We start from the raw sequence: 23,253 nt of genomic DNA on the forward strand, positions 1-23,253 counted from the left end.
CGGCAACAGGCTGTGCAGCCTGCTGTATCGCAGCCTGTGGTTTGGCAGCAAAGCGGGTGGCTCAGAAAGGTTAAATTACCTGATTCAGTTGCCGTTCCACACTGGACAGATCCGGGATCACCGCACGCTCACCGCTGACCATCACCAGGGTATCGTAGGCCGGATCTTCCGACACTTCTTCGCTGCTCAACTCTTCAGGGAACACCCGCACCAAACGGGGTAATCCCTGCACTGAAATCGCGTAGAACGGCAGCTTGCACTCACCGACACCATTAATCACCGCCAGACGCTGACCCACATCCGCATCCTCTATCTCAGAGCTGTTCATCCGCTCCAGTGAGATCACCGGTAGCTCAACCCCGCGCCAGTCCACGGTACCCAGCAACCAGTCCGGAGTGTCTTCCTGCTTCTGTGGTTGATCCCAGCTGACGATCTCCGCCACTGCCACGTTGGGAATCAAAAGTGGACGCCCCATCATGGGGATCAACAAGCTGGCAATTTGTTCGGGTAATTCAGCCATAGAATGTTCCGTCTAATTTAACAATGATTCGGAGTAGTGCTCCGAGGTGTATTCGACCAGTTTACGGGCCAACTCCCGGGGAGAGCCACTGAAGCTAACACAACCGGTGGCCCGTGCTGAGTCCGGCTGTGAGCTGTTGGCACAGGTCTCGGCACTTTGCGCCCAGACTTCGATGCCCATCTGTCGCAACTTGGCGGCGGAGATGGCGCCGTCATTGCCCATGCCACTGAACAGTATAGCGCCGCTTTGCACCCCAAAATGGTCCGCTATCAGCGCCATTACCTGATCGATGGACGGTGAATACGGCCCTTCCCACGGTTCCTCAAACAGCTCCACCCGGGCAAACTGATTCACCGACATCACCTGCTCAACCGGCGCGATCAGTATTTCCCCGTGGCTCAGGCAGCGTCCGGCCCGTGGTTCCTTGAAGGTAAAATGGGAGTTGCGGCTCCACACCTTACTCAGGGTTTCCTGGAATCCGGGATCAATGTGCTGCGCGATCACAAAGGCAATGGGCAATCCTGCCGGCAACGCGTCAAGGAACTCCTTCACCGCCGCCGGACCGCCCAACGAGGCCCCCAACACCCAAACGTTGGAAGCGGGATCGCCTTCTTCTTCGGTGTCGGCGTTGTCCGTCTGCACCGGCTCCGTCACCGCCTGGGCCAGGGTCTGCATTTCCGTATCGCAGGGCATCGGCTTACCCACAATGTCTTTCAACTTTGAGAAAATCTTGCGCTCCCAGCGTTGAAACTGCAGGCTGCTGATACTGGGAGCGTTGCCTTCCCCCAACAGAATCGGAACCGTGGAAGACTCAAACAAGTGCACAATGAAATCCGACCATTTGTCTTCGTCTTCGATGTCCACCAACCAAACATCCGCCTGGTCGCCCATGATCAACTCGTCGCTTACCTTATCCGGCGACAAGGTAACTGCCACACCGTAGCCCACCGACTCAATGGTCTTGCAGACCACGTGTCGTTGCAGTGTTGAGTCTGCAATGACCCCCACCCGGGGGTTCTGGCTCCCTTTACGGGTGCCGGGCTTGTGGGACACACTAGGCTTCCTGTTTGATCAGATCTTCTATGGTCTGCAGTAAAACGGTTTCCTGATAGGGTTTACCCATGTAACGGTTAACGCCGATGCTCATGGCCCGGTCACGGTGTTTTTCACCGGTGCGCGAGGTAATCATGATGATCGGTGTATCCTGCAGTCGCTCATCGTGCCGCACCAGGGTGGCCACTTCAAAACCGTCCATCCGCGGCATTTCAATGTCCAGCAACATTACATCCGGTTTGATGTCCTGCAGTTGGGTGATGGCATCCACACCGTCTTTGGCCGTCACCACATCAAACCCGTGACGTTCCAGCAGGCGACTGGTTACCTTGCGTACCGTCACCGAGTCGTCCACCACCATCACCAGCGGCGTCTCATTGGCTTCTTCCCGCGCACGGGCCGCTTCCTGGGACAATTCCAGATTCTCTTCCAGACTGAGCTGTGCCTGCTCGGCACGGATCACAGCATTCAAGTCAAGAATGATGACCACGCTACCGTCACCGCGAATGGTGGCACCGGAAATACCGCTCACCGCCGCTAATTGCGGCCCCACGGATTTCACCACCACCTCGCGGGAACCCAGCAGCGCATCCACCTGCAGGGCCACCGCATGATCGCCACCGCGCACCAGCAGCACCGGTATCGGTTTGGTATGGCTGGTGAGGTTGGGAATGGGATTGTTATGCACATAACGCCCCAGATAACGCATACTGTATTGCTGCGCCGCGTATTCAAACTTGGGTGCATCCGGCTGGTAATACGCTTCCAGTTCATAGGGGCTGACCCGCACGATCCCTTCGATGTTGTTCAAGGGAATGGCGTACTGGTCTTCACCCACCCGCACCATCAAGGCACGGTTGACCGACACGGTAAACGGCAGGCGAATGGTAAACTGGGAACCGGCGCCGGGGGCAGAGTGCAGCTTCACGTTACCGCCCAACTGCTTGATCTCGCTGTGCACCACATCCATACCCACACCACGGCCGGAGATTTGGGTCACTTTTTCCGCCGTACTGAAACCGGGTTTGAAAATAAACTGCATCACTTCCTTGTCGGTCAGGGGCGCATCGGTTTTCATCAAACCCCGCTCGATAGCCCGCTTCTTAACACCTTCAAGATTGATACCCTTACCATCGTCGGTGAGCCGCAGTACCACTTCACCGCCTTCACGGGCCAGGTGAATGGTGATGCGGCCGGTGTCCTTTTTACCGGCGGCCACCCGCTGTTCCGGGGTTTCCAAACCATGGTCCACCGCGTTACGCAGCATGTGTTCCAGGGGCGGCACCATACGTTCCAGCACCGTCCGATCCATTTCCCCTTCGGCACCGATGATTTCCAGTTCCGCTTTCTTGCCCACTTCACCGGCAATCTGCCGCACGATACGACGCAGGCGGGGCACCATGCGGGAGAACGGTACCATGCGCGTACGCATCAGGCTCTCCTGCAATTCGGAGTTGATACGGCCCTGCTGGATCAACAGGGTTTCTGCATCGCGGGCCCGATCCGTCAGCGAGTCCCGCAGGTCCATCATATCCGACACGGTTTCACCTAATGACCGCGACAACTGGTTAAGCGTCGAGTATCGGTCCATCTCCAACGGGTCAAAATCTTCGTAGCCCTGACCCTCGGTCTGGGCCTGTTGATAACGGTAGGAAATCTGGGCTTCGGTTTCGATATCCAGTCGGCGCAATAATTCACGGGCACGATCTATGGTCATGCCGATCTCACTGATGACCCCGTTGAAGTCAGTGATCTCCTGCTCAATCCGGCCACGAATAATGGAGGTTTCACCGGCCAGGTTTACCAATCCCTCCATCAGTTCCGACGACACCTTAACGCTTTCACCACTGGAGCGCTTTTTGTCTTCTGTATGGAAGGCAGAAGCCGGCAGCATTTCATCCGGCTTCGGTGCCACGAAGGTTTCCTGGGGCGTGGGCTGGGCAGTGATGGGCACTACGTTGTCCGCCGGCTCTTCTGCTGCAGACTCTGCTACCGCCTCCTGCGACGGAGCCTCGTCTTCCATGGAGAATTCAAACTCGGCAGCATGCTCCTCGCCTGCAGTGGAAATCAGCTCACCGCCATGCTGTCGCAGATGTTCCATCTGTTCAAACAGCTTGTCGTGTTCCGACTGCACCCGGGCAAAGAACGCATCGTCCATGGCCACCTGATCGGTTTCGCTCTGAATAAGGAAGGTTTCAAAACTGTGACTCAAATTACCAATGTGCACCAGACCGGCCAGACGCGCGCCCCCTTTCAGGGTATGCAGCAGGCGTTTCATCTCGTCCAGGTGTTCCTGATTGTCGCGTTCGGACAGCCACGCATTAATGGTATTGTCGATGCCCTCGGTGAGTTCTTCTGCTTCTTCCAGGAAGATCTCCAGAATTTCGGTATCCACTTCCTCACCGGCACCACCCAGGGCCGATAAGGCTTCGGTGTCCGCTTCGGCCCGCGGCTCCAACGCATTATCCGCCACCGTCAGCACCGGTACTTCCGGTTCGTCCGCGGTCTCGGTTGAAGGCGCTTCCTCCGTCAGACGGCCATGGGTAAAGTCATCGATTTTACCGATCAGGTCATCGGCCGGTTTCGCCTGCTGGCCACTCTGAATGGTCTCAAACATTTCGGCCAGGCGATCGTGGCATTGATGCAGTAAATTATACAACGGTGCAGTCGCCGTGAAGGTTCCCAGGCACAGGCCTTCGTACAGATTTTCCAGATGGTGGGCCAGATCCCCCATTTCTTTCATATCCGACATTCTGGCGCCACCCTTTAAGGTGTGCAGGCTGCGTTGCAATCCTGCCACCACCTCAAGATTGGTAGGTTCATCCACCCAGGTCTGTAACTGTTCGGCCGTGGTATCAAGAATCTCAGACGCTTCTTCCAGGAAGATTTCCACCAGCTCCGGATCGTAGTCGCTGGCCATGTCTTCCTGTGGTGTTTCGGCTTCCGGTTCATCATCCAGTTCGTCAATTTCTTCAATACTGAATTCTGTATCCTCGGCATCCGCATCATCGATAATCAGTTCTTCGGAGGCAAACTCCGCTGTACTGTCCGCGCTGATCTGCTCAGCATCAGCATCAGCGGTGAAATCAAACTTCAGATCATCAGCTTGTTCTGTTTCAACTTCTGGTTCCGCGCTGTCCTCGGCCTCAGAATCTTCCAACACAAACTCATTGTCTGTCTCGGCGGAATCGTCTTCCAGGGAAAACTCAAACTCATCGGCGTCCGCTTCCGGGGCCGCCAATGCACCCAGGTCGATGGCTTCTTCCGCTTCGTCCGCTTGCCCGCTTTCTGCATGTTGGCTTGCGGCATCCAGCTGTTCCGTCACTTCCGGTGCCTGATCCATCAGTGACTGTAATTCACTGATGACCACGGCATCCGCCAGCACCGGTTGACCGGCGGCCACGAAATCCATCATGTTGACCAGGGATTCATGAGCCTTATGGGCAGTCCGGAAGAACACCGGATCCGGCGTGATCATGCCATTGGCAGCCGCCTCATAAAGCTCTTCCAGGGTCATGCTCAGCTCGACTACCTCATTCAGTTGAGCCGCGCTGGCACTGCGAGCCAGAATACGCAGTTCCTGACGCAGTTTATCCAGGTCGTCCCCCGGCACCGGGTTCTGCTCCCAGTGACTGAGCACATCGCCGGCATCCATGATCAGGTCCATGCCTTCGGCCAGGAACATACTGAGCAACTGAGGATCGGCGCGCCCGGACTGAGCGATCTCTTCCTCTTCCACATGCTTGAGTTTCTCTTCGCGCAACTGCTCGATCCGTTGCAGCAACGTCTCGCTACCGGCAATGGGCGCATCCGGGTGCGCCATCAGGTCTTCGAGCCCCTGTTCGATCAGCTGCACAAAGTCGTCCAGCAGTTCAAAAATATCATCCGTTGCGGTTACCCCCTGCAGATGACACTCTTTAAAGAAGCGCTCGGTGGGTGAGGCCAGCTCTGCTATGGGGCCAATTCCCGCCATATGGGCACTGCCTTTCAAAGTGTGCAGCGCCCGCAACATATCGTCACTGAGGGTTTGTTTTTCATCCTGCGCCAGATACCCTTTCAACGTTTCCAGATGGGAGGATGCTTCCTGACTGAAAATATCCACCAACACCGGATCAATCTCTGAACCGGAATCCCCCGCTTCGACTTCCGTCGCCTCAGGCAACTGCTCCATCACCGGTGCTGCCTCCGCAGCCGAGCCGACGCTGAGATCATCCGGTATCGCGGGAGGCGTCTCGCCCTTGGACAGGGCATCGGCCACCGCAGCCAACGGCGCCACATTAATCCCCGGCTTAACCCGCTCCTCAAACGCCTTGACCAGTTCCGGAATCACGCCGGTGACGCGGGCCACAATGTCCGTGACGGCGTCTGTAGTGGGCACACTGTTGTCCAGCACCCGGTTCAGCATGTTCTCCACCGACCAGGCCAGTTCACCGACAACGGTGGCCCCCACCATGCGCCCGCTGCCTTTCAGGGTATGATAGGCGCGGCGCAATTCCTTCAGGGCTTCTTCGTTATCGTGATCGGTGGTCCAGCGGGGTAGGTATTCCTGGATGGTTTCCAGCACCTCACCGGCTTCTTCAATAAAGATCTCAATGACTTCCTCGTCGATGAGATCGTCTTCCGCTTCGGGTTGGGCAGCAACGGTTTCGCCTGCTGCCAGCAGATCCTCATCGGTAAACTCGATCTGAATGATGTCGTCATCGGACTCCGGCTGCAGATCATCGGCAGCGGATTCCAGCGCTGAATCCCCTTTGCCAGAGGCATCGCCATCTTGCGTATCCAACAGCGTGGGCGCCATGTCATTGGGATCGATCCGCTCGGCGGGATAGCCTAATGTCGCCACCGCCTCTTCGGCAATCGACAGAATATCCTCGTCGCCGGGGAAGCGGTCACCCAGTCGTTCCAGATAATATTCCACGCTGGTAATGGCATCTGCCAGGGTGTCCATTTGTTTCCAGTCCGGGCGCACGCCGCCTTCGATCAACTGCTCACTGATGAAGTTGATACAGCTTTGCAACAAGGCCGCCGGATGGGCCAGCGGCACCATCATCAAACCACCCCGCACACTGTGCAGAATATCCGGCACTGCCTGCAACGAATCCGGATCAAAATCCGAGCCAATATAATCGGAGATAGCATCCTTGGCGTTCTCCAGACCGGAACGGGACTCCTCGATCACCGCGGAACGCGCCTTACTGATCTGTTCAGGCGACACAAACTGGGAATCATCCTCCTCATCATCACCGGCAGCGGCGGCGCTGGGGTCCATGGCCATACCCTGCAAGGTGGCTTCCACATACAGCAGTGCACCGGCCACATCCATCAGCATGTTGTCGTCGAGCGCGCTGCTGTCATCCACGATGCGGCCAATGGTATCAATCTGTTCGACGATAACACGGCGTGGATTACCCACGCCCAGTACCGCCAGGGTATCGGCGATTTGTTTCAGCACCGGAATCACGCTGCGCAGCTCCGCGCCATCCACCGCCTGCCCGCGCATGAACAGATCCAGGGTTTCCTTGACACCGCCCAGCTCTTCCAGCAACGCAGACACTACCGAAGCAATGGCGGCCTTATCCGGGCCGGTCAGGCGCTGACGCTCATCATCAAGCCGTTCTTCAGAGGGCAAGGCGCGATCCAGCTTAAAGGCGGCTTTTACTTTCTGAATACGGGACGTTTCACCTTCGGCGCGCGCCACGTAGAACAGCAGGTTTTTCAGCAAATCGGTGGGCAGGGCCTCATCCCGATTGGCTCCGGTATCAATACTGTGTTTCAGTTGACGGTCCAATTGACCGAACAGCATTTTTACGGAAGTACCCAATTCAATGTAGGAACGGGATACGCCTTCCACCAGCGCCGCTGCAACCCACCATAACTGGCCCATGGCGGTGTTGCTGTATAACTGCTCGAGTTTGGCCAGGGATTTGGCCATGTACCCCAGATTGGTGGGCATATCCTGATTGCGGATCAAACCCACCAGGGCGAATTGGTACAGCTGACGGATCTTTTTAAGCAATTGCGGCAGTTGCGCCAGGGCTTCCTGTGATACGGCGTCTTTTGGCGCCGCCTCGCCGCCGGCTTCCAGATCCGGTTTGAACAATGCGGTTTCCGACAGCAGAGGCTCACCCCGGGCCGCCCTTAGATCATTCAACAGCGGCAATACCACCACCGGCATATCGCGCTGCCCATCCTTAACCCGGTCCAGATACACCGGTAATTGCAGGATGGCTTTCATCAGCACTTCCTGGGCATCTTCCACCCGCTGCACTTTTTCATTGATCAGCGCAATAGCCAGGTTTTCCATTTCTTCTGCCAGCAGGGCCGCACCAAAGAACTCCACCATTTGCAGGGTACCTGCAACCTGATGCAAATGGGTGAGGCAAAAGCGCATGCGCGTGGAATCTTCGGGGTTGTCCACGAACGCTTCCAACGATTGTTGCGCCTGTTTCAGGGTTTCCTCGATCTCGCCCTTAACCCAATCCAGCGCTTGAAAATCGTGTTGATCAGCCATGTCTGCTCCTGGCTCTGGTTATCTTGACTGCACTATGAGTGATTGCGTTTCACGAACGCCAGGGTGTCCTTGTACTGAATGCGTTCCATATCCGGACGCTGCCAGTCAATCACTTCACCCACCCCGAGCACCATCATGCCGCCTGGTGCCAATCGATCAGCCAAATGGGTAACGATGTCTTTTTTGCGCCAACTCTGGAAATAAATCAGCAAATTCTGACAGAACACCAGATCCACGTTCTGAAGCGGCGACTGCCGCAGGTCCAGCACATTAACCTGCGCAAAACAGACTCGATCTTTCAAGCGCGGCACCACACGACATCGACCACGCTCATAATTTTCAAAAAACTGCTGGACGTAACGTTGAGCCACGCGCTCCAGCTTACGAATGTTGTACACACCTTCCCGCGCCTTGGACAACGCCGGTAAACTGATATCTGTGGCGGTGATGCCGTAATAGCGGCGCTCATCCTGCAGGCTCACCAGATCTTCCATCACCATGGCCAGGGAGTAGGCTTCCTCGCCGGTGGCACAACCCACACTCCACAGCTCAATATGCTTGCGGCCCTGTTCGCGATACAGGCTCTGACAATAGTTGCGCACCAATTCATAGGAGCTGGGATGGCGGAAAAAACTGGTTTCCTGAACAGTGAGACGGTCAACCAGCGTGGCCCACTCCACTTCGCCCGCCAAACCGGACATCAGCTTTTCATAGTAGGTGTCATAGCTGGTACAGCCAATCTCGCGCATGCGGATATTCAGGCTGGTTTCCAGGAAGGATTTACGCTCGATGGATAACTGCATACCGGTACGATCTTCAAGCAGATTGCGCCAGCGCATGAACTGTTCGTCGTTCAGTTCGGCTTTTTGAAGACTCCATCGTTCTGCTGGCACTGACATCACTCCCGGCCACAACACCTGTAACCGGCCCGATGTCTGTTGCCACAGCCACCGGGCCAAGGTGTTTTACATTCCCGTTTCCGGCAGTTTGAAACCGGCAACTGAATTACGCATCTGCACCGCCAGTTCCGCCAGGTTACCGATGGACGTTGCCGTCGCGGTGGTACCGGCAGAGGTTTGCGAGGTGATTTCCTGGATAACGTTCATCGTATTGGAAATGTGACCTGCCGACGCTGCCTGCTGACGCGCTGCGTTCGAAATGTTCTGGATCAAGTCCGCCAGGTTACTGGATACGTTCTCGATCTCTTCCAGGGCCACACCCGCGTCCTGCGCCAGGCGGGCACCGCGCACCACTTCAGAGGTGGTTTGCTCCATGGAGATTACCGCTTCGTTGGTGTCGGTCTGGATGGTTTTAACCAGTGCCTCGATCTGCTTGGTGGCCGCAGAGGCCCGTTCCGCAAGGCGCTGTACTTCGTCCGCTACCACCGCGAAGCCGCGACCCGCTTCACCGGCCATAGAGGCCTGGATCGCCGCGTTCAATGCGAGAATGTTGGTTTGGTCGGCGATGTCGTTGATCAGCGATACGATGTCACCGATTTCCTGGGAGGATTCACCCAGTCGCTTGATCCGTTTGGAGGTTTCCTGAATCTGTTCACGGATGGTGTCCATCCCGTGAATCGTATTCTGTACCACTTCCGCACCTTTGTTGGCGATGGATACCGATCGCTCCGCAACCGCCGCTGATTCAGCCGCGTTGGCCGATACCTGGTCGATGGACACCGCCATCTCGTTGATCGCGGCTGATGCCCCGGCAATTTCCTGGGCCTGATGTTCGGACGCTTCCGCCAGATGCATAGCCGTGGCCTGGGTTTCCTGGGCCGCAGCCGATACCTGCACCGCTGTCTCATTGATGGTGGATACCAGTGAGCGCAATTGGTCGATGGTGAAGTTGATGGAGTCGGCGATGGCACCGGTGAAATCCTCGGTTACCGTGGTCTGGATGGTCAAGTCACCATCCGCCAGGTCACCCAGCTCATCCAGCAGTCGCAGGATCGCTTCCTGGTTATGCTGGTTCTGCATTTCTTTCTCTTCACGACGCTGTTCCTCTTCCGCCAGACGAGAGCGGGTTTGGGCGATAAAGGAGAAGAAGATCAGCAGCAGGAAGAGCAGTGCCAGAGCGGCGAAGATAATACCGAAGAGTGTCGACCAGAAGCCGGCTACCGGGGTGCCCTCGAAGGAGCGGGCCAGTGCACCGGTTTCGGTCAGCAGGGTTTGTGAATCCTTGAAGATGCCGTTGGCTGCCGCACGCACCTGGAACAGTTCCGGCGAACTCTCCAGGATCTCGTCCACGCTTTCCGCCACACCGGCAAACAGGTCAGAAATTTCATTAAGGGATTCCACCGCGGCTTTATCCCGCACCCGGGTGATACCCAGTGATTTGTCCCCTTCCAACATACCTTGCAGTACACGACCGAATCGCTCGGTATCCTGGCCGAAACTGTCGGCGGCCATGACCGCGTCTTCGCCCCCTTCCAGCACCTTGTTAACCGAACGCACAATTCGTTCTGCCAGCAGCGACTGTCGCTGTGCCACCGCCACCTGGTCTGCCGGTGCCTTGCTGTCCACCAGGGTCTGAACCACCAGATCGTACTCTTCCTGCAGTACGGGGATGTTTTCATTCAGAGCCCGGGCCACGTCGTGCAGGTTAATCACCGTCTGGCGACCTTCCAGAATCACGTCGGAGCTGTCGGACACCTGCTTCCAGACCCGCTCCACGTCACCCATTTCCTGGGGGGCGGAGGTGATAAAGATTGAATCGGCGGCCATGCCTTCATCGGGAGAGCCGTTTTTGATGGCATCCCATTCCAGACCGAAATCCACCCGCGCCTGATCCAGGAAGGAGAACGCGTCTCCGTTACCGGCGGCAGCCTCGAGGGCGTTTTTCGCGATCCTTTGAGAGAGTACCCTCAATTCTGTCGCTTTGGTTACGTACTTCGCTGACTGCTCACTGTGATTTGCCACAAAGTAAAAGTTCAGCAGCATCAGACCAATGGTGATAACCAGGCCAATAATATAGACCGGTATCAGGTTAGTGGACTTGCTGGATTCCAGCTTTCCAGTGCTAGACGACATAGGCGGACTCCTGGCCGTTTAGTGCACAACACATGTTTTATGAACACTTGTTATTGATTACACAAGAAAGGCGCCTTTCAACACCTGTCCCTTAACTAATTAAAGAACAAATTCTGAAAGATGCCTTATCGTTTAAGTTATGAACATTACTGTTCACACAAGTGGGGCGTGAAACCATCTGCAATCCCTGCCCCCATTCAGCAGCCTCTTGCGAGAACCGCACGAATAACAATGCTTCCCTGTTCAGGAAGCCACATTGAGGAAGCGCGGGTCCCGCGCCAGCTCATATAAACTAAACCAGGCAAAAAAGCCTTTTTCGGTTTCGAATCCGCCCTTCAGATAGGGCATGGTGTCGGCGTATTCCCCGGGCACAGTCTGGGTGTAGAGATCCTGTGCAATATGCTGCATACCCAGCACTTCATCCACCACCAGACCGCTGTACAGCTCACCGCGCTCCAGCGCCAGCAGACGCCGCCGTTTCAGTTGCAATTGGGAGGGATTGTTGAGGAAGGCCATCAGATCCATCACCGGCATCAGGCGACCGCGCACATTGGCGATCCCCTTGACCCAGCTCTGTACACCAGGTACTTGAGTATAACGGGGGACCGTGAGAATTTCGGATACTTCATCCATCGGTGCCACATAGCGCCGATCATTCAGAGTAAAACCAACCCCACTCCAGATTGACTTGGCCTGCTCCTGTTCCGGCAGACCGTGCGCATGCTGGCGGCTGCGCTCGGATATCTCAATCAGTTTGAGATAGGCTTGGGAAACCTCAGACATAGTCTTGTTTAACTTCCGCTCATGGCTCGGTTGATGGTATCAATCAGCACCGCTTCGTCCACCGGTTTGGTCAGGTAATCGGTGGCGCCCTGACGGCGGCCCCACACTTTATCGGTTTCCTGATCCTTGGTGGTCACAATAATCACGGGAATGTGCTTGGTGTCCTCGCCTTTGCTCAGCTGACGAGTGGCCTGAAAGCCATTGAGGCCGGGCATCACCACATCCATCAGCACCACATCCGGCTGCTCCTGACGAGCCACCGCAACACCATCTGCACCGTTATCAGCGGAGATGATTTCAAACCCGTGTTTTTCCAGGGTTTCCTTGAATTTGTATGTTTCAGTCGGTGAATCATCAACGATTAGAACGCGAGGCATAGCTCCTCCGTAGTCTTCTTAATATAGTTGGAACATTTCAGGCCGCTGCATTCACGGCCATCGAACACCGGCAATCAGGCTGCCGCCACGTGTTCGCGAATTGCCCCCAGCAACTCTTCTTTACTGAAAGGCTTGGTCAGATACTGATCAGAGCCTACAATACGGCCTTTGGCCTTGTCGAACAAACCGTCTTTACTGGACAGCATAATCACCGGTGTACTCTTGAACGCGCTGTTGTTCTTGATCAAAGCGCACGTCTGGTAACCATCCAAGCGGGGCATCATGATGTCCACGAAGATAATATTGGGTTGGGTATCGGCGATTTTTGACAGCGCGTCGAACCCGTCAGTGGCGGTGATCACAGTACAGCCTGCTTTCTTCAGAAGTGTTTCAGCGGTTCGACGAATGGTTTTACTATCGTCAATGACCATCACTTTCAGATTCTCAAAATTATCTTCCATCGACATTGCCTTTGTTATTAACAGCGATAAGTCAGCAATCTTATTATAGTTATAATATCGTTATGGGCAGTTCGCAAACTCAGAAGGCGAGAAATTCTGCCGGATATACAACGCAGCATGATATTTATCACAGTTTTTACATTCAATCTATAAACCACTGTGGATAAAGCGTTTTTTCGCCCCAATAAATGCACAATATTTATAACCAGAACAACAGATCCAGTGTAACCTATAGAGAGTTTTTGTGTCCCATGGGGACCTTTCCCAGTCAGTAGAGCACACCATGACAATCAAAATCGGGGTGGTGATGGACCCCATCGAATCTGTCACTTATAAAAAGGATAGCACCCTCGCCATGTTGTGGGAGGCGGATTCACGCAATTGGCAGATTTTTTACCTGCTGCAGTCGGATCTGTACATCGACAGCGGTGAACCCTGCGCCCGCATGACCCGCCTGCACCCCAAACAGGATCCGCAAAAGTGGTTTGAGTTCGGCGAGGAAACCCAGGCCCCACTGGCCAACCTGGACGTGATCCTGATGCGCAAGGATCCACCCTTCGATATGAACTTCATCTACACCACCTACATACTGGATCGCGCGGAATCCCGCGGCGTACTGGTGGTGAATCACCCGCAGAGCCTGCGGGACTGCAATGAAAAGGTGTTCGCCACCCATTTTCCCCAATGTTGCGCCCCCACTCTGGTGTGTGCCGACAAGCGCCGGTTGCGGGCCTTTGCGGAAGAACACGAGGATGTGATTCTGAAGCCCCTGGACGGCATGGGCGGGGCCTCCATCTTTCGTACCGGTGGCAATGACGGCAACCTGAGCGTGATTATCGAAACCCTGACCCAGCACGGGCGCACCCCGGCCATGGCCCAGAAGTACATCCCCGAGATCAGCAAAGGCGACAAACGCATTCTGGTCATTGACGGTGAGCCGGTGTCTCACTGCCTGGCCCGCATACCTGCGGTGGGTGAAGTGCGCGGCAATCTGGCTGCTGGTGGCTCAGGGGTGGTACAACCGCTTTCGGATCGCGATCGCTGGATTTGCGATCAGGTACGCGACACATTGTTGCAAAAAGGGTTAATCTTCGTCGGCCTGGATGTGATCGGGGATTACCTCACCGAAATCAACGTCACCAGCCCCACCTGCATTCGTGAAATCGACGCCGGTGCCGGTTTGAACGTGGCCGGGCTGCTGATGGACGCAATTGAAAAGAAACTGAAGTAAGTTGAGTAACGCACAATAATGATGGCTGCTGTTGCCGAACAACCCGTCGTTTCCGCGACGGACCGTTTTACTTTTACGCTGTTTCTGGCGCTGGTGCTGCACCTGATTCTGCTGTTTGGTGTGCACATCGGGCTGCCTGATCAACTGCCTGCGGCCACCTCCCTGGAGGTCATTCTGGCCCAACACCACTCGGATGAAGAGCCGGAGGAGGCGGATTTTCTGGCTCAATCCAATCAGGTGGGCAGCGGTACGGAAGCGGAAAAGCTGAAACCCACCACCGATCAGGTGGCCAGTTTTGATGATGCCGTGATCCGTGATGTAAAACCCCTGCCGCAGGAAGCCAGCCAGAAGCCGGTGCAGCCCACCACCTCCACACAGCTCAGCAGCACTGGGCAAACCGAACAGAAAACCATCAAAACCCCCACCAGTGACCTGGACCGGCAGGTGAAAATCTCCAAGGAGGAGATGCTGGCCAACCTCAATCGCCAGATTGAAATGGCAAGCTACGAAGCGGCCCTGGAAGAAAAGCGGCAAGCCTACGCCAAGCGCCCCAAGAAACGGGTGCTGACCTCAGCCAGCACCAAACGGGCGGCGGATGCGGCCTACCTGGAGTCCTGGCGCCGCAAGATCGAATACCTGGGCAACCTGAACTACCCCAACGAGGCCAAAAAACGTCGAATTCACGGGGAATTGCGCTTGCTGGTGTCCATCAACTCTGACGGTACCCTGCGTGAAATGAAGGTCCTGAAAAGCTCGGGCCACCGCATTCTGGATCAGGCCGCCATGGAAATCGTCAGAATCGCCGCGCCGTTCTCGGTGTTTCCCCCGGAAATCAAGCAAGACACCGATATTTTGGAAATCATCCGCACCTGGCGCTTCGGTAAAGGTGATTTTCTATCGTCCTTCTGATTTCCGGTCCGGGTCAACCTGCTAAAACCCGGACTGGTCATTCCAAAAAATTCACTTGAACCCCTCGGCTGAACCCCCAATACTGAATAGATGACTGAAACCAAGCCCACCAACCTGAAGAACCACTTTCTGATCGCCATGCCATCCATGGCCGATCCCAACTTTGCTCATTCCATCACTTACATCTGTGAGCACAATGAGGAAGGGGCCATGGGTATTGTCGTGAACCGGCCCATGGATCTGATGGTGGGCGACATTCTGTCACACCTGAACATCGACAGTTACGACGACGGCTACAACGACATACCGGTGATGTGTGGCGGCCCGGTCCAGATGGAGCGTGGCTTTGTGCTGCACCGCTCGGATCCGGAGCAATGGGAAAACAGCCAGGTGGTGCACGGCGACCTGTGCCTGACCAGCTCCCGCGATATCCTGATGGCCATCGCCCACAACGAAGGCCCGAAGGACACCTTGATCGCGCTCGGCTACGCGGGCTGGAGTGCCGGCCAACTGGATGAGGAAATGGCCCAAAACGCCTGGCTCAGCGTAAAAGCCGACCCCGACATCATGTTCTCCACCCCCTATGAGCAGCGCTGGCAAGCCGCCGCCAACCTGCTGGGCATCGATCTCAACCTGCTTTCCGACCAAATCGGTCACGCCTGATCCGGCAGTCAGATACGATGGCAAAATTCCCCAGCTCACCTCAGGTCAGCATCATGGCATTTGATTTCGGCACCCAGAAAATAGGGGTGGCTGTGGGCCAGTCGATCACCGGTTCTGCCCAGGCTCTGCCGGAACTGCGCGCCCGTGACGGACAGCCGGACTGGCAGCAGGTAGCGGCACTGATCACCGAATGGCAACCGGACGCGTTCGTGGTGGGGGTGCCGGTGCAAATGGATGGCTCAGAATTTGAGCTGACGCAACGGGCCCGCAAATTCGGCCAGCGCCTGCAGGGGCGCTTTGGTTTGCCCTGGTTCTCCATGGATGAGCGCCTGACGTCGTTCGAGGCTCGCGAGTACCAACGGCAGCCATCAAGGGAGCCGGGCTCTGCCAAACGCAAGGACAGCCTGGTTGACAGTATCGCCGCAAGCCTTATCCTGCAATCCTGGTTCACGGAACAGTGGCCGCAATTATTGAAGGAAGTTTCCCCATGACCATGCCGCAAGTGGCACCTCTGCTGGACACCATGGCCAGCGACATCACCCGCACCCTGCTCGGCAAGCGCAAACAGGAACCCGCCATGGTGGGTATCCACACCGGTGGCGCCTGGCTGGCCAAGGAACTGCACAAAACGCTGGGCCTGAAACAGGCGTTGGGGTTGATGGACATTTCGTTTTACCGGGATGACTTTCAAGGTAAGGGGTTGCATCCGCAGGTGAAACCCTCCAACCTGCCATTCAATGTGGAAGGCCAGCACATCATTCTGGTGGACGATGTGATCATGAGCGGCCGCACCATCCGCGCCGCCCTCAACGAATTGTTTGATTACGGCCGCCCCGCCTGCGTGTCGTTGGTGGCCTTGGTGGACCTGCAGCGACGGGAATTGCCCATTCAGCCGGATGTTTGGGGTATAAGAATGGATTTAGACCCCAAACAAAGGATAAAATTAAGCGGCCCTGAGCCGCTGACCCTGACTCTGATCGAACCCAAAGCATGACGCCAACGACACCGCCACATCAATTGCAGCTGAACGAGAACGGTCAGTTGCGACACTTTCTGACGACCGAAGGATTGAGCACCGCCCTGTTAACCGAGATTCTCGACACTGCTGACTCCTTCGTCAGTGTGGGCAAACAGGCGGTGAAAAAAGTCCCCTTGCTGCGCGGCAAAACCGTGGTCAATCTGTTTTTCGAAGCCAGCACCCGCACCCGCACCACCTTCGAACTGGCGGCCAAGCGCTTATCCGCCGATGTACTCAACATCAACATCAGCACCTCCGCCACCTCCAAGGGCGAATCCCTGATGGACATGCTGTGGAATCTGGAGGCCATGGACAGCGACATGTTTGTGGTACGCCACGAAGCCAGCGGCGCGCCCCATTTTATTGCCGAACACGTCACCCCTACGGTGGCGGTGATCAATGCCGGCGATGGCCGCCATGCCCACCCCACTCAGGCCATGCTGGATATGTACACCATACGCCGCCACAAAGGGGATTTTACCAATCTCAACGTGGCCATTGTGGGCGACGTGCTGCATTCCCGGGTGGCCCGTTCCCAGGTCCATGCCCTGCGTGGCCTGAATGTGGGCGAAGTCCGGGTGATTGGACCCAAAACCCTGATCCCCTCGGATTTTGACAGCCTGGGCGCCAGAATCTACTACGACATGGCGAAAGGCCTGCAGGATGTGGATGTGGTGATCATGCTGCGGCTGCAGAAAGAACGCATGCAGTCGGCACTGCTGCCCAGCGAAGCGGAATTCTATCGCCTGTATGGCCTCACCATGGAAAAGCTGGCGTTCGCCAAACCCGATGCCATCGTCATGCATCCCGGCCCCATCAATCGCGGGGTGGAAATCGAATCGGCGGTGGCCGATTGTGATCGTTCAGTGATTCTGCAGCAGGTAAATTACGGCATCGCCGTGCGCATGGCGGTGCTGTCCATGGCCATGAGCGGGCAGACCGAGTCCCAGAATGCGCTCACCGATGGGGAGGGCGCCCCGTGATTGATTTCTCCCGCCCCCATTTCAATCAGCGCATTGTCATTCGCAATGGCCGGGTAATTGATCCCAGTCAGGTACTGAACCAAAAGGCGGACATTTACATTGCCGACGGCGTGATCGCCAGCATCGGTGAATCCCCGGTGGGCTTCAAAGCGGATCTGGAATACGATGCCAAGGGCATGCTGATCATCCCCGGTGCGGTTGACCTCTGCGCCCGCATGCGGGAACCGGGCCAGTCGCAGAAAGGCAATATTCATTCGGAAACCCATGCCGCGGCAGCGGCCGGTATCACCCACCTCTGCTGCCCGCCGGATACGACCCCGATCATTGATACCCGGGCGGTGGCGGCGCTGATTCAGGAGCGGGCCTATCAATCCGGTTACGCCCACGTTATGCCGATCGGTGCACTCACCCACGGGCTGGAAGGGCAACACCTGTCGGAAATGCATGCCCTGCGCGAAGCCGGCTGCATTGGTGTCTCGCAACTGCGGCGCCCGGTGAAAGACAGCCAGGTGTGGTTACGTTGCCTGGAATACGCCAGCACCTTCGATCTGATCGTGTTTTTCCAAAGTGAGGATCAGTCCATCAGCCCCCGCGGAGGAATGCACGCCGGCCCCACCGCCACCCGCCTGGGCTTACCGGGCATTCCGGAATGTGCGGAAACCATCGCCCTGAGCCGGGACCTGCTGTTGGTGGAGCAAACCGGTGTTAAGGCCCACTTTGGCCAGATCTCCTGCGCCCGCAGCGTGGAGCTGATTGCCAACGCCCAGGCCAAGGGTCTGCCGGTAACCGCCGACGTGGCCGTGCATCAGCTCTATCTCACAGACAACATGATCGATGGCTTCAACAGCCACTTCCATGTGCAGCCGCCGGCGCGCACCGGTACCGACCGACAGGCGCTGATCGATGGGGTGAAGTCCGGGGTGATATCCATTCTGTGTTCCGACCACCAACCCCACGAAGCCGCGGCCAAGGCTGAGCCGTTCCCCAATACCGAAGCGGGCATCTCGGCGTTTTCCCACTACTTGCCGTTGAGTTATGAATTGGTGCACCAGGGCGTGCTCACCGAATCCGAATGGGTGCAACGCATTGCCATGAACCCGGCGCTCCTGATCGGGCTGGATGCCGGCCACCTGGGTATCGGCAGCAACGCCAACTTGTGCGTGTTCGACCCCAACCAACGCTGGACACTGACCACCGATAGCGTTTATTCCGCGGGCAAGAATACGCCCTTTATCGGACGCACATTACAGGGCCGGGTAACCTTGACCTTGCGGGACGGCACCGTCAGCTTTCGGCAGGCATAATCCGCGATTAACAGCACGGCCCCTATCGGGTTGTACTGCAGAAGCAGCCGAATACCAGCGTATTCAATACCGTCAGCTCCTGCCCGGACCGCAAGGCCTGCAGCACCGGCTCCAGGTAACTGTTCTCTGCATTGCAGATACCATCCTGGTGATAGGGGCCGAAATACTGAATCTGTCCGCGCGGATTGAACAGAACGACAGAAGGGGTTGCGGGAATCCATTGTGCCAGCAATCTGCGATCTGCGGCCCCAAACCCACCCGCGGCCAGGTCCACGGCCACAACCTGCATCTGCGCCGGATTCGCCTCGGCCGTAAAGCGCTGGTGATACAATTCAACAAACCGCTCGCAGCCGCAATCATCCTGCTTAAAACGAACAAACCAGGATCGACCATCCTCTAACTCAGGGAAACGTTGACGCAGCAAGGTACGCAACGCAGTTTGCTGCGCCATATCGGCCAGCACCGGAGGCTGTTGCATCTGGGCATCAAACCATTGTTTCGGCTTGACCAGAAAATACCAGTAGGCGCCACCCAGCAGCAGCACCCAAGTCACGAAAAACACGCTGGCCTTGAGCAAGGTTCGACGCTGATTGCTATCCACTAACCAACCCGAAAGCCCGCCAACTTGCCGTTCAGCTCAGACACCAACTGCTCTGCACGCTGCACTTCATGCAACCCGTCACTGGAATGAGACGTCACATCCTGTGATGCCTGCTTGATGTGATTGACATTCTCCGCCACATCGCGACTCACCGCAGACTGTTCCTCTACGGCAGCGGCAATTTGCTGAATCATACCGTTAACACCTTCCAGACCGGTATTGATCTCACTGAGGCGCTCCACCACTTCCGTGCTGTAACGTTCGGTTTCTTTCACCTTGTGCTGACAACCGGTCATTGCTCCCACTGCATCCTCGCTGCCGGACTGCAGGTTAACAATCAGGTTATTAATTTCCTTGGTGGAATCGTAGGTGCGTGAAGCCAGCGCCCGCACTTCATCGGCCACCACCGCAAAGCCACGGCCCTGCTCTCCGGCCCGCGCAGCCTCGATGGCCGCATTGAGCGCCAACAGATTGGTCTGTTCTGCAATACTCTGAATCACATCCACCACGGCACTGATGGCTCGACAATTTTCCGCCAGGGTTTCAATTTTGGTGCCTGCGCCCACCAGCGATCCGGACAAACCCCGGATCGATTGTTGAGTCAGATTCACATTCTCCAGGCACAGTCGGTTATCCGATACCGCCTGATCCGTATTGCGGGAGGTTTCCTGGGTGTTTTCCGAAATGGACACCACCGACTGGGTCAACTGGTCCATGGCCACCGCAATCTGTTCAGACAAACCCATCTTATCGCGCGACAGCGATTCCAGTTTGCGGTTGGACTCAGCGGAGTGCTGCACCACCTGCACCAATTCAGTCAATACCGCTTTGGTGTCTTTAACCAGTTGTTCGATCTTCGCCAGCATATTGTTAAAGCCTTCAAGCACGCCACTGCCCGCCGCATCACAACGCACACTCAAATCCATGGTGCGATCATCCAGGTGGACCTGTTGTGCCACGCGCACGACCTCCTGACTGACCCGGGCTTCTTCTCTGGTGATTTGCGCCAACCAGATCAGGGCAGCGGTTTCGGCCACCACATAAATGGCATGAATGAACACGATGTTCCAACCCAGCCGGTCATTATCGAACACCCACACAGGAGCACCCTGCTCCTGCAACAGGTTGAAGCTCACGTGATGCAGGGCGATCAGCACCGCACCCAGCAGCAAAGGGCGCCAGTCGCGATAGGCAAACAAAAACGCCAGCCCCACGAACACACCAAAATGCATTTCAATCATGCCGCGGGCCTGGTGAATGTGCAGCGCCACCATCATCATCAGGGCCAGCGCATTGGTCATGCGGGACAGCAATGACCCCGGCATCATTTGGTACACCGCAAACGCGCCAAAAAAGCTAAGCCCGCCGATTACCAGCGCCTCAGCCCAGGTGCTGTACCACCCAGCCAGCCCAAGGCTGACCACCAGGCTCAACCCCAGCACAATTAATATAAAACGGTCATTACGGGTGTCTACTGCCAAACTGTCCATTACCAACCACCTTTCATGCCGTCATCATCCTGCAGTGTGAGACCTTTGGTGGCGGTGTCCAGGGCATCCGCCGAGCTTTCCGAACCGAGCTTGATCATCAAGCGCAAGTCGTTGGGTGAATCCGCGTGGGCCAGCGCATCCTCATAGGTGATCTCGCCCGCACTGTATAGATCGTACAGCGCCTGGTCGAAAGTCTGCATACCCAGCTCGCGGGATTTTGCCATCAGCGGTTTCAACAGATGCACTTCACCCTTGCGAATGTGATCCGCCATCAAGGGCGTGTTCAACAATACTTCGATTACCGCGCGACGGCTCTTGCCATCCGGAGTGGGAATCAACTGCTGTGCCACCATGGCCCGCAGGTTCAGTGAAAGGTCCATCCACAATTGGGAATGACGATCCGCCGGGAAAAAGTGAATGATGCGATCCAGGGCCTGGTTGGCATTGTTGGCGTGCAACGTGGCCAGCACCAGGTGCCCGGTTTCGGAGAATGCCACCGCATACTCCATGGTTTCCCGGGTGCGGATCTCGCCGATCATGATCACATCCGGTGCCTGTCGCAAGGTGTTCTTCAGGGCGATGTCGAAACTTTCCGTATCCAGCCCCACTTCACGCTGGGTAACAATACAACCTTTATGCTGGTGAATGTATTCGATGGGGTCCTCGATGCTGATGATGTGGCCCTTGGAGTTGTTGTTCCGATGCCCGATCATGGAGGCCAGCGAGGTGGACTTACCGGTACCGGTTGCCCCCACGAAAATCACGATGCCGCGCTTGGTCATGGACAGATCCTTGACCACCGACGGCAGGTTCAATTCATCAATGGTGGGAATGCGGGTTTCGATACGACGCAACACCATGCCCACCAGATTGCGCTGGTAAAAGGCACTGACCCGGAACCGGCCGATACCACGAGCGGATATTGCAAAGTTACACTCGTGGGTTTCGATGAACTCTTTGCGTTGCGCTTCGTTCATCACCCCCAACACCGTTTCCCGGGTTTTTTCCGGGCTGAGCGCGGTCTTGGTCACCGGAACAATGCGACCGTTGACTTTCATGGATGGAGGAACCCCGGCGGTGATGAACAAATCGGAGCCGCCTTTTTCCACCATCAGTTTGAGTAGATCTTCAAAATCCATAGTTGCCTCTTAAATCGCCCGACAGCAAAGCACCATGATTTGCTGTCGAAAACAGCCGGGATTACTTGATAGCATCCGGGTTCTTTGCTTTCTCCCGTGCCAGTTCGATGCTGACATGACCCTTACGCACCAGGTCGCCCAGGCATTGATCCAGTGTCTGCATGCCCAACGAGGCACCGGTCTGAATCGCGGAGTACATCTGTGCCACCTTGTCTTCCCGGATCAGGTTACGGATGGCAGGGGTTCCGATCATGATCTCGTGGGCTGCCACCCGGCCACCGCCTTGTTTCTTCAACAGAGTCTGGGAGATAACCGCCTGCAGGGATTCCGACAGCATGGATCGCACCATGGCTTTTTCCGCAGCGGGGAATACATCCACCACCCGGTCGATGGTTTTGGCGGCGGAGGTGGTGTGCAGGGTGCCGAACACCAGGTGCCCGGTTTCCGCCGCCGTCAGCGCCAAACGAATGGTTTCCAGATCCCGCATCTCACCCACCAGGATGATATCCGGATCTTCCCGCAGCGCGGAACGCAATGCTTCAGCAAAGCCCAGGGTGTCTCGGTGCACCTCGCGCTGGTTCAGCAGGCACTTTTTCGATTCGTGCACGAATTCGATGGGATCCTCAATGGTGAGGATGTGCTCGTAACGGGTTTCATTGATGTAATCGAGCATGGCCGCCAGGGTGGTGGACTTACCGGAACCGGTGGGGCCGGTCACCAGCACAATACCGCGGGGAAATTCGCAGATATCCTTGAACACCTGGCCCTGCCCCAGATCCTCCATGGACAAAACCTTGGAGGGGATGGTTCGGAATACCGCGCCGGCCCCCCGGTTCTGATTGAACGCGTTCACCCGGAACCGGGCCACACCCGGCACTTCAAAGGAGAAGTCTGTTTCCAGAAATTCTTCAAAGTCCTTACGCTGCTTGTCGTTCATGATGTCATAAATCAGGCCGTGCACCTGCTTATGATCCATAGCGGGCAGATTGATTCGACGTACATCGCCGTCCACCCGGATCATGGGGGGCAGACCGGCCGACAGGTGCAAGTCCGACGCTCCGTTTTTAACGCCAAAGGCAAGCAATTCGGTAATGTCCATGGGATACCTTCTCTGAACTGGGTTGAAGTGATACCTGAATCGAAGATCCTGTTTTGCTAACAATAGAACTCTTTCAAGA

General features: G+C 56.3%; 19 protein-coding genes. 7 read left to right on the plus strand and 12 right to left on the minus strand.

Features of this window, described 5'->3' with window-relative positions; translation table 11 throughout:
• Window positions 1-70: 70 nt before the first annotated feature.
• From D9N13_RS05285 to pilG, 8 genes are all read right to left on the minus strand, one after another.
• A complete protein-coding gene (locus tag D9N13_RS05285) occupies window positions 71-520 on the minus strand; it encodes a chemotaxis protein CheW (RefSeq protein ID WP_290586907.1) in 450 nt (149 codons plus the stop codon).
• Window positions 521-532: 12 nt separating this feature from the next.
• Complete coding sequence (locus D9N13_RS05290; RefSeq protein WP_290586909.1) at window positions 533-1,573, minus strand: chemotaxis protein CheB; 1,041 nt, start codon at window positions 1,571-1,573, stop codon at window positions 533-535.
• A 1-nt stretch (window position 1,574) separates the two neighbouring features.
• Window positions 1,575-8,084 carry an Hpt domain-containing protein gene (locus D9N13_RS05295; RefSeq protein ID WP_290586911.1) on the minus strand — a complete coding sequence of 2,170 codons (6,510 nt, stop codon included), beginning with the start codon at window positions 8,082-8,084 and terminating at the stop codon, window positions 1,575-1,577.
• Window positions 8,085-8,116: 32 nt separating this feature from the next.
• Window positions 8,117-8,977, minus strand: coding sequence for a CheR family methyltransferase (locus D9N13_RS05300; RefSeq protein ID WP_290586912.1), 861 nt, complete (start codon window positions 8,975-8,977; stop codon window positions 8,117-8,119).
• A 72-nt stretch (window positions 8,978-9,049) separates the two neighbouring features.
• A complete protein-coding gene (locus D9N13_RS05305; protein WP_290586915.1) occupies window positions 9,050-11,116 on the minus strand; it encodes a methyl-accepting chemotaxis protein in 2,067 nt (688 codons plus the stop codon).
• A gap of 243 nt (window positions 11,117-11,359) precedes the next feature.
• Window positions 11,360-11,899, minus strand: a complete 540-nt coding sequence (locus tag D9N13_RS05310) for a chemotaxis protein CheW (protein ID WP_290586917.1) — start codon at window positions 11,897-11,899, stop codon at window positions 11,360-11,362.
• An 8-nt stretch (window positions 11,900-11,907) separates the two neighbouring features.
• Complete coding sequence (gene pilH / locus D9N13_RS05315; protein WP_290586919.1) at window positions 11,908-12,276, minus strand: twitching motility response regulator PilH; 369 nt, start codon at window positions 12,274-12,276, stop codon at window positions 11,908-11,910.
• Window positions 12,277-12,350: 74 nt separating this feature from the next.
• Complete coding sequence (pilG, locus tag D9N13_RS05320; protein ID WP_101894655.1) at window positions 12,351-12,737, minus strand: twitching motility response regulator PilG; 387 nt, start codon at window positions 12,735-12,737, stop codon at window positions 12,351-12,353.
• 283 nt (window positions 12,738-13,020) lie between these two features.
• Here pilG and gshB point away from each other — a divergent pair, with 283 nt between their 5' ends.
• From gshB to D9N13_RS05355, 7 genes are all read left to right on the plus strand, one after another.
• Entirely contained in the window at window positions 13,021-13,968 is a 948-nt protein-coding gene (gene gshB / locus D9N13_RS05325; protein ID WP_290586923.1) for a glutathione synthase, read from the plus strand.
• Between the two features lie 18 nt (window positions 13,969-13,986).
• A complete protein-coding gene (locus D9N13_RS05330; protein WP_290586926.1) occupies window positions 13,987-14,877 on the plus strand; it encodes an energy transducer TonB in 891 nt (296 codons plus the stop codon).
• Window positions 14,878-14,967: 90 nt separating this feature from the next.
• A complete protein-coding gene (locus D9N13_RS05335; RefSeq protein WP_290586928.1) occupies window positions 14,968-15,540 on the plus strand; it encodes a YqgE/AlgH family protein in 573 nt (190 codons plus the stop codon).
• A 53-nt stretch (window positions 15,541-15,593) separates the two neighbouring features.
• On the plus strand, window positions 15,594-16,031 hold the full coding sequence (gene ruvX / locus D9N13_RS05340; protein WP_290586930.1) for a Holliday junction resolvase RuvX: 438 nt from the start codon (window positions 15,594-15,596) through the stop codon (window positions 16,029-16,031).
• Window positions 16,028-16,534: a bifunctional pyr operon transcriptional regulator/uracil phosphoribosyltransferase PyrR gene (gene pyrR, locus D9N13_RS05345; protein WP_290586932.1), complete on the plus strand. Its 507-nt coding sequence runs from the start codon at window positions 16,028-16,030 to the stop codon at window positions 16,532-16,534. The genes ruvX and pyrR overlap by 4 nt, the downstream gene beginning before the upstream one ends.
• The gene (locus tag D9N13_RS05350; protein WP_290586934.1) at window positions 16,531-17,541 is read left to right on the plus strand and encodes an aspartate carbamoyltransferase catalytic subunit; all 1,011 of its coding nucleotides are present in this window, start codon (window positions 16,531-16,533) and stop codon (window positions 17,539-17,541) included. The genes pyrR and D9N13_RS05350 overlap by 4 nt, the downstream gene beginning before the upstream one ends.
• On the plus strand, window positions 17,538-18,845 hold the full coding sequence (locus D9N13_RS05355; RefSeq protein WP_290586937.1) for a dihydroorotase: 1,308 nt from the start codon (window positions 17,538-17,540) through the stop codon (window positions 18,843-18,845). The genes D9N13_RS05350 and D9N13_RS05355 overlap by 4 nt, the downstream gene beginning before the upstream one ends.
• 22 nt (window positions 18,846-18,867) lie before the next feature.
• Here the strand turns inward: D9N13_RS05355 and D9N13_RS05360 are convergent, their stop codons facing one another.
• The 4 genes from D9N13_RS05360 to D9N13_RS05375 all read right to left on the minus strand — a co-directional run bounded on the left by D9N13_RS05360 (window position 18,868) and on the right by D9N13_RS05375 (window position 23,174).
• Window positions 18,868-19,446, minus strand: a complete 579-nt coding sequence (locus tag D9N13_RS05360) for a DUF6436 domain-containing protein (RefSeq protein ID WP_290586939.1) — start codon at window positions 19,444-19,446, stop codon at window positions 18,868-18,870.
• Complete coding sequence (locus D9N13_RS05365; RefSeq protein ID WP_290586941.1) at window positions 19,446-20,936, minus strand: methyl-accepting chemotaxis protein; 1,491 nt, start codon at window positions 20,934-20,936, stop codon at window positions 19,446-19,448. The genes D9N13_RS05360 and D9N13_RS05365 overlap by 1 nt, the downstream gene beginning before the upstream one ends.
• Window positions 20,936-22,075: a PilT/PilU family type 4a pilus ATPase gene (locus D9N13_RS05370; RefSeq protein WP_290586943.1), complete on the minus strand. Its 1,140-nt coding sequence runs from the start codon at window positions 22,073-22,075 to the stop codon at window positions 20,936-20,938. The genes D9N13_RS05365 and D9N13_RS05370 overlap by 1 nt, the downstream gene beginning before the upstream one ends.
• A 61-nt stretch (window positions 22,076-22,136) precedes the next feature.
• Entirely contained in the window at window positions 22,137-23,174 is a 1,038-nt protein-coding gene (locus tag D9N13_RS05375) for a type IV pilus twitching motility protein PilT (RefSeq protein WP_290586945.1), read from the minus strand.
• Window positions 23,175-23,253 lie beyond the last annotated feature (79 nt).

Source organism: Ketobacter sp. GenoA1 (genome assembly GCF_003671475.1).
GTDB lineage: Bacteria > Pseudomonadota > Gammaproteobacteria > Pseudomonadales > Ketobacteraceae > Ketobacter.